Below are 14,511 nucleotides of genomic sequence, written 5' to 3' on the forward strand. Positions count from 1 at the left end.
CCGTTGGGCCGCGAAGCAACCCCTGATCCGGTCACCGCGGTTTTACTGACATATCGCAGCGGGAGGTTTTACGACTGCTTCGCAGCCGAACGGGGGCAAGCCCCCTCGCCACAGCAAGCCCTCATCCAAAATCAGTGATTGCGAATCTTCTCGACAATCGCCGTGGTTGAGCTGTTTTCCACCAGCCCCAGCACTTTCACGGTCCCGCCGTAAGCGCTGACGATGTCCGCGCCAACCACTTGGTCGATCCCGTAATCACCGCCCTTGACCAGTACATCCGGCTTGACCGCACGCAGCAGGTTTTCGGGAGTGCCTTCAGAGAAGCTGATCACCCAATCCACGGCGCCTAAACCTGCCAGTACCGCCATGCGACGGTCGACGCTGTTGATCGGCCGACCCGGCCCTTTCAAGCGGCTCACCGACGCATCGTCATTGACCGCCACGATCAGGCGATCACCCTGGGCGCGCGCCTGTTCGAGGTAAGTCACGTGGCCGGCATGCAGGATGTCGAAGCAACCGTTGGTGAACACGATCTTCTCTTTGTGTGCTCGCGCGTCATCGACCGCCAGCAGCAACTGCTCGAGGCCCAGCACACCGCGCTCGGAGCCTTCCTCACGCTGAATCGCGCGACGCAGTTCCGGTGCGCTGATGGCAGCAGTACCGAGCTTGCCAACCACGATGCCCGCCGCCAGATTAGCCAGGGCCACCGCATGAGGCAGCTCTTCGCCAGCGGCGATCGCCGCCGCCAGGGTAGAAATCACCGTATCACCGGCACCGGTCACGTCGAACACTTCACGGGCACGGGCCGGCAAGTGCAGAGGTGGATGATCCGGGCGCAGCAAGGTCATGCCGTGCTCGCCACGGGTTACCAGCAACGCACCGAGGTCGAGGTCGTGCATCAGTTGCGCGCCCTTGCTCACCAGATCGTGCTCATCGGCACAACCGCCAACAATGGTTTCAAACTCGCTGAGGTTCGGGGTGATCAGGCTCGCACCGCGGTAGATCGAGAAATCCTTGCCCTTGGGATCAGCCAGTACCGGAATGCCCCGGGCACGGGCGGCCTGGATCAGTACCTGATGGTTTTTCAGCGCACCTTTGCCATAGTCGGACAGCACCAGCACCTTGATGCCTTCGAGCAATTCGTCGACTTGCTCGCCCAGCGCCAGGGCGTCGGTTGCGAAGGATTCTTCGAAGTCGATACGCAGCAATTGCTGGTGACGGCTCATGACCCGCAGCTTGACGATGGTCGGCTGGTGCGCAATGCGCTGGAACAACGCTCGCACGCCAGCGCCCTTGAGGCTATTGACCAGGCTGTCGGCGGCTTCGTCGTCGCCGGTCACACCGACCAGCGAGGCCGGCGCACCGAGCGCGGCAATGTTCAAGGCAACGTTGGCGGCACCGCCCGGGCGGTCCTCGATGTGATCGACCTTGACGACCGGTACCGGCGCCTCAGGGGAGATCCGTGAGGTACCACCATGCCAGTAACGGTCGAGCATGACATCGCCGACCACCAAGACAGGGGCTTGATTGAATCGCGGCATGGACAACTTCATGGAGCAACCCACATACAAAATGAACAGGGGCGCGATATTAACACAGGGTTGGTGCTGGCTTGCTGGACGGCTGCAACCTGATGAATCAGCGGGGGTTTCTGATCATTTATTGAGCAGAAATTGTGATAAACGACGGCAAGCATCTTCAAGTTGCAGCACCTGGGTATCGATCTCGCACTCCGCCGTCAGCGGCGCCTCATAAGGGCTGTCGATACCCGTAAAGTCCTTGATCCGCCCTTGCCGGGCAGCTTGATACAAGCCTTTGGGGTCGCGTTGCGCGCATACCGCGAACGGCGTGCTCACATACACCTCAATGAAATCACCCTCAGCAAACAACCGACGGGCAGCGTCTCGCTCGGCTCGAAACGGCGAGATCGCCGCGACAATCACAATCAAACCCGCGTCGACCATCAGCCGCGCCACCTCGGCCACGCGTCGAATGTTTTCCCGGCGACACTTGGCACTCATCCCAAGATCGCGGCACAGGCCATTGCGCAAGTTGTCACCATCAAGCAGAAACGTGTGCAGCCCATGCCGATTCAGTTGCAGCTCCAGCGCATTGGCCAGGGTCGACTTGCCCGCGCCTGAAAGGCCCGTCAGCCAGAGGCAGCGCGGGTGCTGGGATTTGATAACCGCGCGGTCGTGGTTCGACAGCGATAAATCGTAAGGCCTGATCTCCGGAACAGGCATCGACAGGGTCTCATTCATAACCGAGCATTTCGTAATCGCGCTGGTACACCCGTCGCACCAGCCGACGGGTACGCACCGAGCAGAAATCGCGGGCAAGCATCGGACGCCGCTGTTGCGAGCCGTTGAGGTGAGGTAACACCACCGAGTGGCCTAACTGTTCGCAGACCAAGCGAAAATCTCGCTCCAGATGCTCCTGGTAGCCGATGAAATCCGGGGCCAGATGCCCCAGAGAGTCGGTCAGAAAATCCGTTTGCGCGGCAAAATGTATTTGTCGGCTGATCGTCTCCGAATGCAGCCAGCGAGCGACGAAATCATCGAAGTCGCGGTAGTGGCTGACCAGCTGCTGCGCCGCCTGGTCGCGCCGACCCAACTCGTTGCCGCGCAAAAAGGCATAAGCCGAGTAAGCCCTTTCCAGCGGATCACGAACGAAGGCGAACTTAAAACTGGTGGCAAACTGTTCGGGGAATTGCTGCTCGTACCAATACAACGGCAAGTGCCCAGGGCTCCAGCCATCGAACAGCGCTGCACACACACTGCTCCCGGCACATTTGGGGACATGAATGAATAGACAGGAATGCTGTTCGAAGGCCTGAGGAAACCCCAGATTGGCCGACATGGATTTGTTGACCACCTGACGGTCCACGACCGACAGGCGCCCCAGCAGAAAAGCCCGCTGCGACTTGGGCAAGAGCTTCCAGAGATAGCGTTGCAGCATGGCAGTACCCGCGCGAAAGGGTTGCCCCATCGCTTGAAGTCAAAGTTCGTTCAGGAACCTTAACAAGCGCGTTGCCGAGATTTATTCCGGTTTGGTCAACAAGCGTAAAAGTCTGGATACAATCCACCGGACGCGTTGCACGCCGGTGAACGCAAGGGTGAGCAGGGCTCACCCTTGCATCGAGTCAGGCGATGTCTTCAGCCGGGGCATCGAGGCCCATGGCGTTCAGGCGGGCGTAGTAGCCGTTCTGTGCCAGAAGCTCGGCATGGGTGCCGCGCTCGACGATCCGGCCCTGATCCATGACCAGAATCAGGTCAGCCTTCTCAATGGTCGACAACCGATGAGCGATGACCAGCGTCGTGCGACCTTTCATGACTCGATCCAGCGCGCCTTGAATGTGCCGTTCAGACTCCGTATCCAGTGCCGACGTCGCTTCATCGAGAATCAACAGTGGCGCGTTTTTCAGCAAGGCGCGGGCGATCGCCAGACGCTGTCGCTGACCGCCGGAGAGGAGCACACCGTTCTCGCCGACATCGGTGTCCAGCCCCTGCGGCAGCTGGGCGATGAAATCCATGGCGTAGGCGTCTTGGGCAGCTTTCTCGATATCCGCACGCGGCGCGCCGGCCAGATCACCGTAGGCGATGTTGTTGGCAACCGTGTCATTGAACAGCGTGACGTGTTGCGTCACCTGGGCAACATGACGACGCAGATTGCGCAGGCGATAGTCTTCGATTTCAACGCCATCGAGCAGGATCTCGCCGGTTTCGTGGTGATAGAAGCGTGGAATCAGGCTGGCCAGCGTCGACTTGCCGCTGCCGGAACGCCCCACCAGTGCGATCATTTGCCCCGGTGCCGCGGTGAAACTGATGTTTTTCAGTACTTCACGGTCGGTTCCCGGATAGGTGAAGCTCAGGTTGCGCACCTCCAGATGACCGTTGATCCGATCTTTCTCGACTGTACCCTTGTCCAGCTCCGGCTCGACATCCAGTTGCTCGAAAATGCTTTCGGCCCCGGCGACGCCTTTCTGGATCGTCGAGCTGACTTCCGATAGCTGCCGAATCGGCTTGGGTAACAGGCCTGCGGCGGTAATGTATGCCACCAGGTCACCGGCGGTCGCATCGCCGCGCAGGAACAGCACCAGGAACATCAGCGCGGCCATGGCGCTGTAGATCACCAACTGCAGCATCGGCGTGTAGACTGCGCCGGTCTTGGTCATGCGCAATTGCTTGTCCGTGTTGCCCTGGCTGGCTTCGGCAAAGCGGCGCTCTTCATAGCTCTCGCCACCGAAGCTGCGCACAACGCGATACCCCTGGATGGTCTCGGACGCAACGTGGGTCACGTCGCCCATGGCCACCTGGATCTTCTTGCTCTGCTTGCGGAATTTCTTGCTGGTGCTGCCGACCATGATCGCGATGAGCGGCAAGATCGCCAGCATGACCAGGGTCAGTTTCCAGTTCATCCACAACAGGTAGGCAAACAGAAACACCACAGTCAGGCCTTCGCGGATCACCACCTTGATAGCGTCGGTGGCGGCGCCGGTAACCATGGTCACGTTGAAGGTGATGCGTGAAATCAGATGCCCGGAGTTATGGGTGTCGAAATAACGGTTAGGCAGTACCAGCAACTTGTTGAACAGCTCGACGCGCAAGTCGTGCACCAACCCCAGCGAAACCTTCGCCAGATAGTAGTTGCCAAGAAACGAGCCCAGGCCTTGCCACGCGGCGATCAGGATGATCAGCAACGGCACGGCCATCAGCAGCTGCAAGTCCTTCAGATAAGGCACATTGGGAAAGAGCACCGCTTCCGGGTTGCTCAAGCCGTCGACGAAATACTTGAGAATCCCGGCCAGCATGGGCTGCGTCGAAGCAAAGATCACGAAGCCGACGATACTGATGGCGAACATGCCCCAGTACGGGCGCACATACGACAGCAGGCGCAGGTAAATTTTCAAGCTCGACGGCGCAGGCGAATCAGGGCTAGTCATGAGAACCCGTTGTATGAGAAAAGAGCCCGCGAGTGTAACACAGGCCATTTTAGTCACTGAGCTGCGGTAACATGACCGGCTATCCATGCCTCACGGCGTCGAAACCTGGAGTATTGATGCAAGTGCTTGACCACCCCCGATACCTCGCCCTGCGCGAGGGAGCACAAGTCCTTGAAGCCGATGGCTCCGGGGACAAGGTTCTGCGGTTGACGGACGGCTCGATCCTCAAGCTGTTTCGCCGCAAGCGCCTGCTGACATCGGCTGCCTGGTACCCCTACGCCAAACGCTTTGCCGACAACTGCGACGCACTGCATGAGCGGCAGATTCCCTGCCCGTCGATACGTCAGGTCTACCGCATCCCCAGCATCGAGCGCGATGCCGTGCATTACGACCCGTTACCGGGTCGGACCCTGCGCCAACTTCTGGATGCCCAAGACGATGCCGACCCACTGCGCGGTCAGCTGGGGGCCTTCATGGCCACCTTGCATGAGCGCGGGATCTACTTCCGTTCAGCGCACCTGGGCAATATCGTGCTCACGCCCGAGCATCAGCTGGGCCTGATCGATATTGCAGACATGCGGGTTTATCGCCGTCCGCTGCGCAAGAGCCTACGGCTGCGCAACTTCAAGCACATGGTGAGATACCCGCAAGACCGCCTATGGTTGCTCGACGGTCGCGGCGAAGTCTTCATGAAGAATTATGGCCAGACGCAGAGCACCTGCTCCCCGGAGGAACTGAGCATCGCTCTGCAAAAATGATCCAGACACCTTCGTCCCTGGGGATGGGACGAAGGTCAGGTATTACACTAGTGCCTGGCGCTGCGCTTGCAATGCCCGAGAAAGGATCATCCCCGCTGGCAACAGCACCAATGGCCATAGTTCGTCTGGATTACCGATCAACAAGCCGCCGTCGAAATTCAACATCACTAGCGCACACGCCAGATACACGCCCCACTCATCACGCATACGCCAGGCCTGCCAAAGCGAGGCCGCCATCACAGCGATGAACAACACCAGTGCGACGGCGCCGCTGTAAAGCCCCAGCGAGACGAAAATATTGTGCGGATGCTGGATCGGCATCCAGCCGTCGAGCACCTGAGTGGTGTGGAAGTCGATGCCGCAACCCAGTACCCAGCCGCAACGGTGCCATTCGCCAACCATGACTTCGAAAATCTCGATGCGGTACGAATCGCCGCGCGTCCACAATGCCTGGTACCAGGCGTCGTTATGCACCGCCAGGAACAACAGCCCCATGAGCACCAGACTAATCGCGACGCCGCCGCCAACTTGCCGCGGCTTGTGATAGATCCCATAAAGCACCCAGATTCCCGCCAGGAACACGGCCCCTACCAACGCCGTGCGTGCCTGCAGAATGTAGACTACCGCGAATAACGAAAAAGCGACGGCCAAGCCAGCTTCGACGAACTTGCGTTCCCTGAGCCAGAATGGCAATGCCAGCGCCAGCGCGCACAACAGCCAGATACCGGCATATATGACGTTCTGCAAACGTGCAGGAAGCAATGCCACCCGACTACCGACGGCATACTCACCAGTTGCCCAGCTGTAGACCGCCCAGGCGAAAATGTACACCGCCAGGATCCAGAACTGCGCACGAACAAACAGGGGGCTGCGGAAAAAGCGAGGTTCGGTGAATGCGCCGAGCACCATGACGAACATCAGCACATAGAAAATGTGCTTGTAGAACTGCAAGTGTCCGGCAATCGCCGCAGGCACCACAAACCACAGAAGAAATGCCAGCCAGCCCCACATCAACGGCTGCTTGAGTAAGCCGTTACCGCGCTCCTTGATCAGGAAAAACAGGCCCGGCAATACCATCAGTCCGTAAAACAGGTTGTTGGTCCACTTCGACGACCAGCCCACTATGAAGCTCAGCAGAAACAGACAGAGCATCGTTCCAAAATAAGACGTGACGGTGATCTTTCCAGGCTTCGCGCCGCTAAATCCCATGGAGCACCCAACCTGTTGCCAAACCGATAATAAGGGCTGCCATCAGCTTGAGCCGATCGAGACGTTTGCGCTTCAATTTGTTCGCACGCTCCTGTGGAACCACCACATGTTCACCGAAGCCGGTGTGCAATACCGCGTCGTTTTCCAGAATCAACGCATAGCGGTTTTCCCCGGCATACAGACGCGACAAGTCTTTCTCTCCGGATAACCCGGAATACGGTGCATGCAACAGGTAATCCGCGCGACGGCGTAGCCCTGGGTTAAAGGAAAAACCCTGCCAGTCCGCCTTGTGCGAGCCCAGTATGTAGAAAGGAACGCCATGGCTGATTTTTCGTTCGCCCAGGAACACATAAGGACTGTGAACCATCAGGTCATGATTGAAGCTGCGCAACCACACCTGCAGCGCCTGTGGATCCTCCTCCAACAGTCGTTGGGAATCTTCTATAAACCCTTCGCGATAAAAATCCCAGTCGTCTTCGCAATGGAAGATCCATGACGTCTGCACCTGAGAATAGGCGGCATCGATGGATCGCAACTGACCCAGACGCGGATTGTTGATGAAGAACTGGGTGTGCGCCCTCCAGTGCTCCGGAATACAGGCCTCTACGGCACTGTCGCCGGAGTCCTCGGTAATGAACACTTTACGGATGGGGGCCGTGTTGAACCGGTCAAGTGTCTCCAGAGTCCGCTTCAACAGATCGAAGCGGCCGCAACTGGTGATGACGATCGAAATGTCGCTAGTATCGCTGAACAGCATTTATTTACACCGCACCATTTATTGTTTAATCGCCCGGCTTCACAGCCCCAACGACAAGCGTAGTTTCTCTTTCCAGCTCAGCGGCACCCGCTCGCGCAACGGCGCACGCATGGCATCGACAATCGCATGCCCCACCGCCCGGAAGGTATAGCGCTGCTCTACCAGAGCCTGACCGGCCAACGAAATGGCCTCGGCCAGTTGCGAGGACGCGCGCAACACGGCGAGTTTCTCTCTGAGTTCGTCGCGTGTCCGATAGAGCACAATATTCTGCATATCAACAAAACCTAGCGCGCGATTCTCTGCTTCCCCTTGATCGTAAGCAAACAGCACGCAACCACAGGCCATGGCCTCGAAATTCTTGATCATGTATTCGCCCATGCCGACATCGGCACTCACGAAGTAACGGATCCGGCTCAACGTCTCGCAGTACTCCTCACCCGACCCGGTGCGAGTGATCAGCAAGTTTTCGACGTCGGCCACCGACTCGAGCATGGCCTTGCGACCGGCATACGCCACACTATTGAGACTGCCAACGAAACCCAGCTCGATATCACGCTCACGCTGACGGTTTTGCAACAGCGCCTGATCGTAGCCCTTGGGCACGAAGTGCGCGTCAAAACCTTCATCACGCAAGCGCTGGCTGACCATGAAACCCGAGCTGATCACCCGTACCCACGGCAACTTGCGGTAATGGGCACTGAATTTCCCGGTGTATTTGCACGGGATGTAATTCTGGTACGCATCGTGTTCAAGAATAACCAGATTGGGCAGGGTTTGTATGAACCTCACCTGTCTGATTTCTTTTTTGAAGCGCAGGAAAAACACGATCCGGTCATAAAGGGTCACATCGACATGCCTGCGAAAGTAGCCACGCAAGTCGTCCTGCTCTGCACTGGTCAATTCACGCTTGTCGCACTCGCAATGCTCGGCGATCCCGTCATACAGTCGGTCAAGGATCGCTCGCTGCTCCTTCTGAACCAGAAACAGAACTTTCAATTGGACTCTCTCTTTCCAGACTGCTCTTGGACCCAAAACAACTCGTGGCGTCGCACTGTTTTACGGAAGAACTCGTTTTCGCCGAATGCCGGCCAGCGTCGGGCCGCCAGGCAACGTTGTATTGCCCGGCGAAGTAGACGCTTGAAGGGAGGCCCGGGCTGAAGGTCGTGCATCATGCCCAACGACATGGCCTTATGCCATTGTTTTTCGGCGGACAAACAAAGCGTCCAGGGCCGCAGCGGCTCATGCGTATCCATCTGCGGTGGCAGCGCTACGCCTGTACCGGCATCGCCCATTGGCCAGCGATCGTTGTCGTGCAAATGATTGGCGTAATGCAATAAGGTGTCGGGTTGCCAAGTCGTGCCGCTTAATGCCTGCATCACTGCCTGCTGCGAGCACAGATGGTCTGGATGAGGGTCAAAGTGTGGATGCGGCAAGACAATGATCTGAGGTTCAATGCGCTCGATCAACTCACGCAGATCCGCCAGCAGATTGTTCCAGGACGGCAGACCATCAACGTCACTGCCCAAGGCAAACGGATTGAACCGTCGGAAATATCGGGTATCGCCAAGCTGTGCCTCGCGGGACGCTACGGCCTCGGCGGGTGCTCTCTGCATGGCGGGCAATTGCAGGCAGAAGTACCCCAGTTGTATACAGCGCTCCTGAGGTACACCTCCCCACAACGGCACACTGACACTGTCCCAGGCACGCAGTGAACCTTTCATGCGGGACGCTTCGACATCATTGAGCCCCATCTGTCGATAGTGCCCGGCCTCAATTTCTCCGGCGGTCAGGGTCACCACCCAACTCTGACTTGCGCTACTGTACAGCCCGAATGCCGCCAGCTCGGCGTCGTCGGCGTGCGGGGCGATCACCATCACCCGTTGACGACTGTAATCCGGATGCTCGAACGCCCAAAGTACTGGCTCACCAAGCAATCGGCAGAAACGCCCGCGCAAACGTAATTCACCCTGTGACAGCACCCGTGACTGACCACTGAGATTGAGATAACGCAGCCCATTTACACCGCGCTCGAAAGTTTGCCGGTCGGGATTATCCCCCCCCAGCAACTCGACCACCGGATCGATAAAGCGCCCCAGCCAAGTACTTTTCACCCGCAACGCCAGTACCAGCGTGGCGTCATCGACCAGCATGACACCCTCATCCAGCCGCAGCCGTTCACCGTCCAGATGGATCTTGGGCTGTGGTGTATACGGCGGGAAGCTGTATTGGTAATCGTCTTGGGGGGAATAAAACAGATGGTCGGCAAACCATGCCTCGTGGGCGATCCAGCCCAGCACCGCAAACACCAGCGGCAGCCACCAGACCACCAGCACGCCGATCGCGATCAGCAGCATCAACGCAATCAACAGGCCGATGCGTTTGTTGCGCCGATGGCGCTTGAGCAGTTGCTGTTTTCGGCTCATGGGTTGGCTCATACCGTGAAGACCGGCACAGAATTGCACCAACGGTCCTTGTACTCACGGTCGGTTCGACCAAAGGAAAACCGCAGGGGTTTATCCAACGCGCGGGCATGTTCCCAGGCGCTTTGGGTGTTGAGGAAGCTCAGTACGCTGCCAGGGCTGAATTCGCGGGTCTCGGGATCGACACCGCCGTTGACGTATTCGACGCTGATCCATTCCGGCGCCTCGACGCGGTACACCAGTTGAGTCGCAATCGGTGCGTCGTTGAGGAAAATCACCGAGCCGATCAGCAACTCGCGCAACAACTCGATCACCTCGCCCATACGCTCGGCACCGGTGGCCGGAAAGCCCCAGCGACGCTGGAACAGGTCGCAATAGATCGCCGCCAGTTCACTGCTGGAAAACTCGGTAACCGGCCGCACCACGCCGCCCGCCTCTTCCAGCAGACGCAACTCGCGGCGCTGGTTGTAGCGAAACTTTTTCGACAATTCTTCAGGCGTACGGGCCAGCGCCAGTTGTTCTGTCTGCAGCTTGATACCGGTAAAACGACCTTCGCTCAGCGCCGACAGGTAACGCCCCCGATGGCGCAGCGGTGCCTGGGCATCGGTGGCGGCCGGCAGAATCAGTTCGGCATTGCCGAGGTCGAACAGGCCTTTTTTACCCGTGCGCTTGAGCACGTCCTTGGACAGCGCCAGGTCGCGCCCCCAGGTCGGGATGGCGGCTTTCACTTCGCCGTCCTGCTCCCAAGCCAGGTAACGCACCGGGATGTCGGCCAACTGTGCCAGACGTTCGACCACCAGAGGATGAGTCGCGACGCTGCCGCCAAAACGCTGCCAGGTTTGTGCATAAGTCGAGGCGTCGACCTGCACCCAGCCACGCTCGCGCCAGCCTTGAAATCGGTTGAGCATCAGCCCCTCGGTGCCAGTTCGGTAACGTGCGGCAAATGCCAGAAAGCATCGCGCACCGCGCGATCGGAGAAGCGCTCACGCAAGCGGTCGAACATCAGCTCGGCGCACTGCCGGCGTTGCTGCTCGTCCATCGCGGCCAGATGTTGCAGCCCTTGAGCCAAGTGCCCGGCATCGCCCAGCGGAAATAGAATGCCCACACCTTCGACCACTTCCCTGGCGCCACCACACGCGGTGGCGAGCAGCGGCACACCGGCGGCCATGGCCTCCAGCAATACCATGCCGAACGGTTCATGATCGGAACTCAAGGCAAACACATCGAAAGCGCGGAAGTAGCGACGCGCCTCGGGCACCTGGCCGAGGAACAGCACGCGATCGCCGATACCCAGTTCACGCGCCAGGGCCTTGAGGTCCTGCTCCAGCCGACCGCTGCCCAGAATCACCAGCTGACTGTTGGCCGGCAACCCCGGCAATGCGCTGGCAAAACCATGCAACAACGTAGTCTGATCCTTGTCCGGATGCAGGCGCCCGACGTTGCCGACAATCCAGGCATCCATCGACAGACCGAGGGTTTCCCGGGCCTCGCGAACCGACACTTGGCTGGCCTGCAACGCCTGCACATCAATCCGGTTATAGAGCGTCTGAATCCGCTCGACCGGCCATTTCGGCAAGCAACGGCGCATGTCGTCACGCACCGCGTCGGAGACGCCGAGCAGGCTCAGGCGTTTGCGGAAAATATGCGCGAACAGCTTGCGGGTGCGGCGCTGGTAATCACCAAACGCGTGATGCACGCCAATCACCGGCAACGAGGTGCCGAGCAGGGCGATGTAGATCGGTTTGAAACGATGAGCGATGCAGAAACTGAAGTTGCGCGATGCGGCGATCTTGCGCAGATCGCCGATGGCGCCCAGCTTCAGGCCACGAATGGCCTTGGAGCTGTACTCCATGAACAGCACCTCGTCGGACGCACAGTTCGCGGCGACTTGGCTATCTGCAGCCCCGGTCAGGAACACCGTGGTCACGCGATAACCGGTCCCCGCGAACAGGCTGGCGTACTGCCGGGCGCAGTCCAGAAACGGCCCGTCATAGCCGTGACAGAACTGCAGCACATGGCGTTCAGCCGAGCGAGTCATAAGCGTCCGCGCCTTCTTTGACCACCAGAATGTCTTCCATGATCAGGTACTGCAGGTCGGAACCGAAGAACATGTTCAAGGCGTCAGTCGGCGAGCAGATCATCGGCTCGCCACGACGGTTGAGCGAAGTGTTCAGCGACACACCGTTGCCGGTCAGTACTTCCAACGCCTTCATCATGTCGTAGTAGCGCGGGTTGTATTCGCGCTTGAGCACCTGGGCCCGGGACGTGCCGTCTTCATGGACGACTTCCGGCACGCGGGTTTTCCACTCTTCAGCCACTTCGAAGGTGAAGGTCATGAACGGTGCAGGGTGATCGATCTTGATCATTTGCGGCGCAACGGTGTCGAGCATCGACGGGCAGAAAGGCCTCCAGCGCTCGCGGAACTTGATCTGATGGTTGATACGGTCCGCCACGCCGGCCACGCTCGGGCAGCCAATGATCGAACGACCGCCCAAGGCACGCGGACCGAACTCCATGCGGCCCTGGAACCAGGCCACCGGGTTGCCATCGACCATGATTTTGGCGATCTGCTCCGGCATGTTGTCGAGCTTGCGCCACTTTGGCTTGTCGGCGTGACGGGCGCAGGCCGCGATCACGTCTTCATTGCTGTAGGACGGGCCGAGGTAGACGTGCTCCATCTTCTCGACCGGTACACCACGAGCATGAGACACGTAAGCGGCCGCACCCACCGCGGTACCGGCATCGCCGGACGCAGGCTGGACGAACAATTCTTTGATGTCGTCGCGGGCGATGATTTTCTGGTTCAGCTTGACGTTCAACGCACAACCACCGGCGAAGGCCAGCTTGCCGGTTTCCTTGAGCACATCGCCCAGGTAATGGTCGATCATCTGCAACGCCAGTTTCTCGAACAGCGCTTGCATGCTGGCGGCGTAGTGAATGTACGGCTCGTCGGCGATGTCGCCTTCACGTTTCGGACCCAGCCACTCGATCAGCTTCGGCGAGAAGTAGAAACCCTTGCCCTTCTCTTTATAACGACGCAGGCCGATGACGTTGGCGTAGTCGGTGTTGATCACCAGCTCGCCGTTCTCGAACGAGGCCAGACGGGAAAAATCGTATTTGCTGGCGTCGCCGTACGGCGCCATGCCCATGACCTTGAACTCACCGTCGAGCATTTCGAAGCCGAGGAACTCGGTGATCGCGCCGTACAGGCCGCCGAGGGAGTCCGGATCGAAGAATTCCTTGATCTTGTGGATCTTGCCGTTTTCGCCATAACCGAAGAAAGTCGTGGCGTACTCGCCCTTGCCGTCGATCCCCAGGATCGCGGTTTTCTCTTTGAAACCGGAGCAGTGGTAGGCGCTGGAGGCGTGGGCCAAGTGGTGCTCGACCGGCTCGATCTTGATCTTTTTCGGATCGAAACCCAATTGCTCGAGGCACCAGACAATCTTGTTGCGATAGCGCTTGTAGCGACGGTTACCCATCAGGATCGCATCGAGGGCGCGGTCCGGGGCGTACCAGTAGCGCTTGGCGTAGTGCCAGCGAGCCTTGCCGAACAGGCTGATCGGTGCGAATGGAATCGCCACCACGTCAACGTCGGATGGCTTGATGCCAGCCTGCTCGAGGCAGAATTTCGCCGACTCGTAAGGCATGCGGTTCTTTGCATGTTTATCACGCACGAAACGCTCTTCTTCAGCCGCCGCGACCAGCTTGCCGTCGATGTACAAGGCTGCGGAAGGATCATGGCTAAGGGCGCCGGACAGGCCAAGAATCGTCAATGCCACAGGGGTCTAGCCTCTTTAGTCTGCATGCAGGCGCAACGCGCCTCAAAAATTAATGTGCCCTCGCAAGGGGCGAGAGACAGCTAAAGGGCGGGATTATAGCGTAAACGTGGCGGGAATGACCCTGCCCTTATCGGTGCCGTGAAGATGACGTCGAGCCCAAGCGTTCGCCTTTGCTCATCCGCGACCCGGCCGCCAGTAAATCCTGATATTTCCGTCGGCAGCCTGCCGGTAAATCGTATAGGGCAAGAAAACCGTGTCGAATACACCCGAAAGGGTTAAGTCCAGCAATACGAACGGCACCAGAATACCCGTGGGATCGGGCGGCGCGTGCAAGAGGCAAAAGTCGTGAGCCAGACCGCTGTAGATGCGAGGAATGGACTGACAGTAGGTCTTTTGCTTTCTGAGGCCACGGGCGGCCTCTTCGTCATCCTGCAGCACCGTGACAGCGGTCCCGCAGCCAGACAGCGCCAGTGAAAAAGAGCTCAACATCACAGCCATTTTTATCGTCAAAATCTGCCCTCCGAGAACGTCAGGCAAACTAGCATCGTGGCTATTCAGGGCACAGTTCATGGGCTCTGCAGATCATGTAGGACAATTCACAAGAACTTGTCCGCCAGATCTCGGGAGACTGATCTGACCCCATCGC

13 protein-coding genes are annotated in these 14,511 nt (G+C 58.8%); 1 reads left to right on the forward strand and 12 read right to left on the reverse strand.

Annotated features, from left to right (window positions below; all coding sequences use genetic code 11):
• Nucleotides 1-131: 131 nt before the first annotated feature.
• The 4 genes from hldE to msbA form a co-directional block, all read right to left on the reverse strand.
• On the reverse strand, nt 132-1,553 hold the full coding sequence (gene hldE / locus AF70_RS28490; protein ID WP_028940174.1) for a bifunctional D-glycero-beta-D-manno-heptose-7-phosphate kinase/D-glycero-beta-D-manno-heptose 1-phosphate adenylyltransferase HldE: 1,422 nt from the start codon (nt 1,551-1,553) through the stop codon (nt 132-134).
• A 102-nt stretch (nt 1,554-1,655) separates the two neighbouring features.
• Complete coding sequence (gene cysC / locus AF70_RS28495) at nt 1,656-2,261, reverse strand: adenylyl-sulfate kinase (RefSeq protein ID WP_026331927.1); 606 nt, start codon at nt 2,259-2,261, stop codon at nt 1,656-1,658.
• Nucleotides 2,254-2,958, reverse strand: coding sequence for a sulfotransferase family 2 domain-containing protein (locus tag AF70_RS28500; RefSeq protein WP_026331926.1), 705 nt, complete (start codon nt 2,956-2,958; stop codon nt 2,254-2,256). Before AF70_RS28500 ends, cysC begins: the two co-directional genes overlap by 8 nt.
• A gap of 184 nt (nt 2,959-3,142) precedes the next feature.
• Nucleotides 3,143-4,942 (reverse strand): lipid A export permease/ATP-binding protein MsbA, encoded by a 1,800-nt coding sequence (gene msbA / locus AF70_RS28505; RefSeq protein WP_019582173.1) that lies wholly within the window; start codon nt 4,940-4,942, stop codon nt 3,143-3,145.
• A gap of 116 nt (nt 4,943-5,058) precedes the next feature.
• Between msbA and AF70_RS28510 the strand changes: the two genes are divergently transcribed.
• The gene (locus AF70_RS28510) at nt 5,059-5,700 is read left to right on the forward strand and encodes a toluene tolerance protein (RefSeq protein ID WP_019582172.1); all 642 of its coding nucleotides are present in this window, start codon (nt 5,059-5,061) and stop codon (nt 5,698-5,700) included.
• 42 nt (nt 5,701-5,742) lie between these two features.
• On the opposite strand, the gene AF70_RS28515 is transcribed toward AF70_RS28510, so the two are convergent.
• From AF70_RS28515 to AF70_RS28550, 8 genes are all read right to left on the reverse strand, one after another.
• The gene (locus tag AF70_RS28515) at nt 5,743-6,852 is read right to left on the reverse strand and encodes a membrane protein (protein WP_019582171.1); all 1,110 of its coding nucleotides are present in this window, start codon (nt 6,850-6,852) and stop codon (nt 5,743-5,745) included.
• A 46-nt stretch (nt 6,853-6,898) separates the two neighbouring features.
• On the reverse strand, nt 6,899-7,666 hold the full coding sequence (locus tag AF70_RS28520) for a glycosyltransferase family A protein (RefSeq protein WP_028940175.1): 768 nt from the start codon (nt 7,664-7,666) through the stop codon (nt 6,899-6,901).
• 39 nt (nt 7,667-7,705) lie between these two features.
• Nucleotides 7,706-8,662 (reverse strand): glycosyltransferase, encoded by a 957-nt coding sequence (locus tag AF70_RS28525; protein WP_019582169.1) that lies wholly within the window; start codon nt 8,660-8,662, stop codon nt 7,706-7,708.
• Nucleotides 8,659-10,089, reverse strand: a complete 1,431-nt coding sequence (locus AF70_RS28530) for a PIG-L deacetylase family protein (RefSeq protein ID WP_026331924.1) — start codon at nt 10,087-10,089, stop codon at nt 8,659-8,661. Before AF70_RS28530 ends, AF70_RS28525 begins: the two co-directional genes overlap by 4 nt.
• 8 nt (nt 10,090-10,097) lie before the next feature.
• The gene (locus AF70_RS28535) at nt 10,098-10,994 is read right to left on the reverse strand and encodes an antimicrobial resistance protein Mig-14 (protein WP_019582167.1); all 897 of its coding nucleotides are present in this window, start codon (nt 10,992-10,994) and stop codon (nt 10,098-10,100) included.
• Nucleotides 10,994-12,124, reverse strand: a complete 1,131-nt coding sequence (locus AF70_RS28540) for a glycosyltransferase (RefSeq protein WP_028940176.1) — start codon at nt 12,122-12,124, stop codon at nt 10,994-10,996. Before AF70_RS28540 ends, AF70_RS28535 begins: the two co-directional genes overlap by 1 nt.
• On the reverse strand, nt 12,108-13,865 hold the full coding sequence (locus AF70_RS28545; RefSeq protein WP_018928552.1) for a carbamoyltransferase: 1,758 nt from the start codon (nt 13,863-13,865) through the stop codon (nt 12,108-12,110). Before AF70_RS28545 ends, AF70_RS28540 begins: the two co-directional genes overlap by 17 nt.
• A 174-nt stretch (nt 13,866-14,039) precedes the next feature.
• Nucleotides 14,040-14,375: a YceK/YidQ family lipoprotein gene (locus AF70_RS28550; protein ID WP_081625785.1), complete on the reverse strand. Its 336-nt coding sequence runs from the start codon at nt 14,373-14,375 to the stop codon at nt 14,040-14,042.
• Nucleotides 14,376-14,511 lie beyond the last annotated feature (136 nt).

It is taken from the genome of Pseudomonas sp. KD5, assembly GCF_012932895.1.
Classification (GTDB): Bacteria; Pseudomonadota; Gammaproteobacteria; order Pseudomonadales; family Pseudomonadaceae; genus Aquipseudomonas.

Bases quoted from the DNA above. Each gene is read 5' to 3' on its own strand.
- hldE (WP_028940174.1), bottom strand. From the start codon at position 1,553: ATGAAGTTGTCCATGCCGCGATTCAATCAAGCCCCTGTCTTGGTGGTC.
- cysC (WP_026331927.1), bottom strand. From the start codon at position 2,261: ATGAATGAGACCCTGTCGATGCCTGTTCCGGAGATCAGGCCTTACGAT.
- AF70_RS28500 (WP_026331926.1), bottom strand. From the start codon at position 2,958: ATGCTGCAACGCTATCTCTGGAAGCTCTTGCCCAAGTCGCAGCGGGCT.
- msbA (WP_019582173.1), bottom strand. From the start codon at position 4,942: ATGACTAGCCCTGATTCGCCTGCGCCGTCGAGCTTGAAAATTTACCTG.
- AF70_RS28510 (WP_019582172.1), top strand. From the start codon at position 5,059: ATGCAAGTGCTTGACCACCCCCGATACCTCGCCCTGCGCGAGGGAGCA.
- AF70_RS28515 (WP_019582171.1), bottom strand. From the start codon at position 6,852: ATGCTCTGTCTGTTTCTGCTGAGCTTCATAGTGGGCTGGTCGTCGAAG.
- AF70_RS28520 (WP_028940175.1), bottom strand. From the start codon at position 7,666: ATGCTGTTCAGCGATACTAGCGACATTTCGATCGTCATCACCAGTTGC.
- AF70_RS28530 (WP_026331924.1), bottom strand. From the start codon at position 10,089: ATGAGCCGAAAACAGCAACTGCTCAAGCGCCATCGGCGCAACAAACGC.
- AF70_RS28535 (WP_019582167.1), bottom strand. From the start codon at position 10,994: ATGCTCAACCGATTTCAAGGCTGGCGCGAGCGTGGCTGGGTGCAGGTC.
- AF70_RS28540 (WP_028940176.1), bottom strand. From the start codon at position 12,124: ATGACTCGCTCGGCTGAACGCCATGTGCTGCAGTTCTGTCACGGCTAT.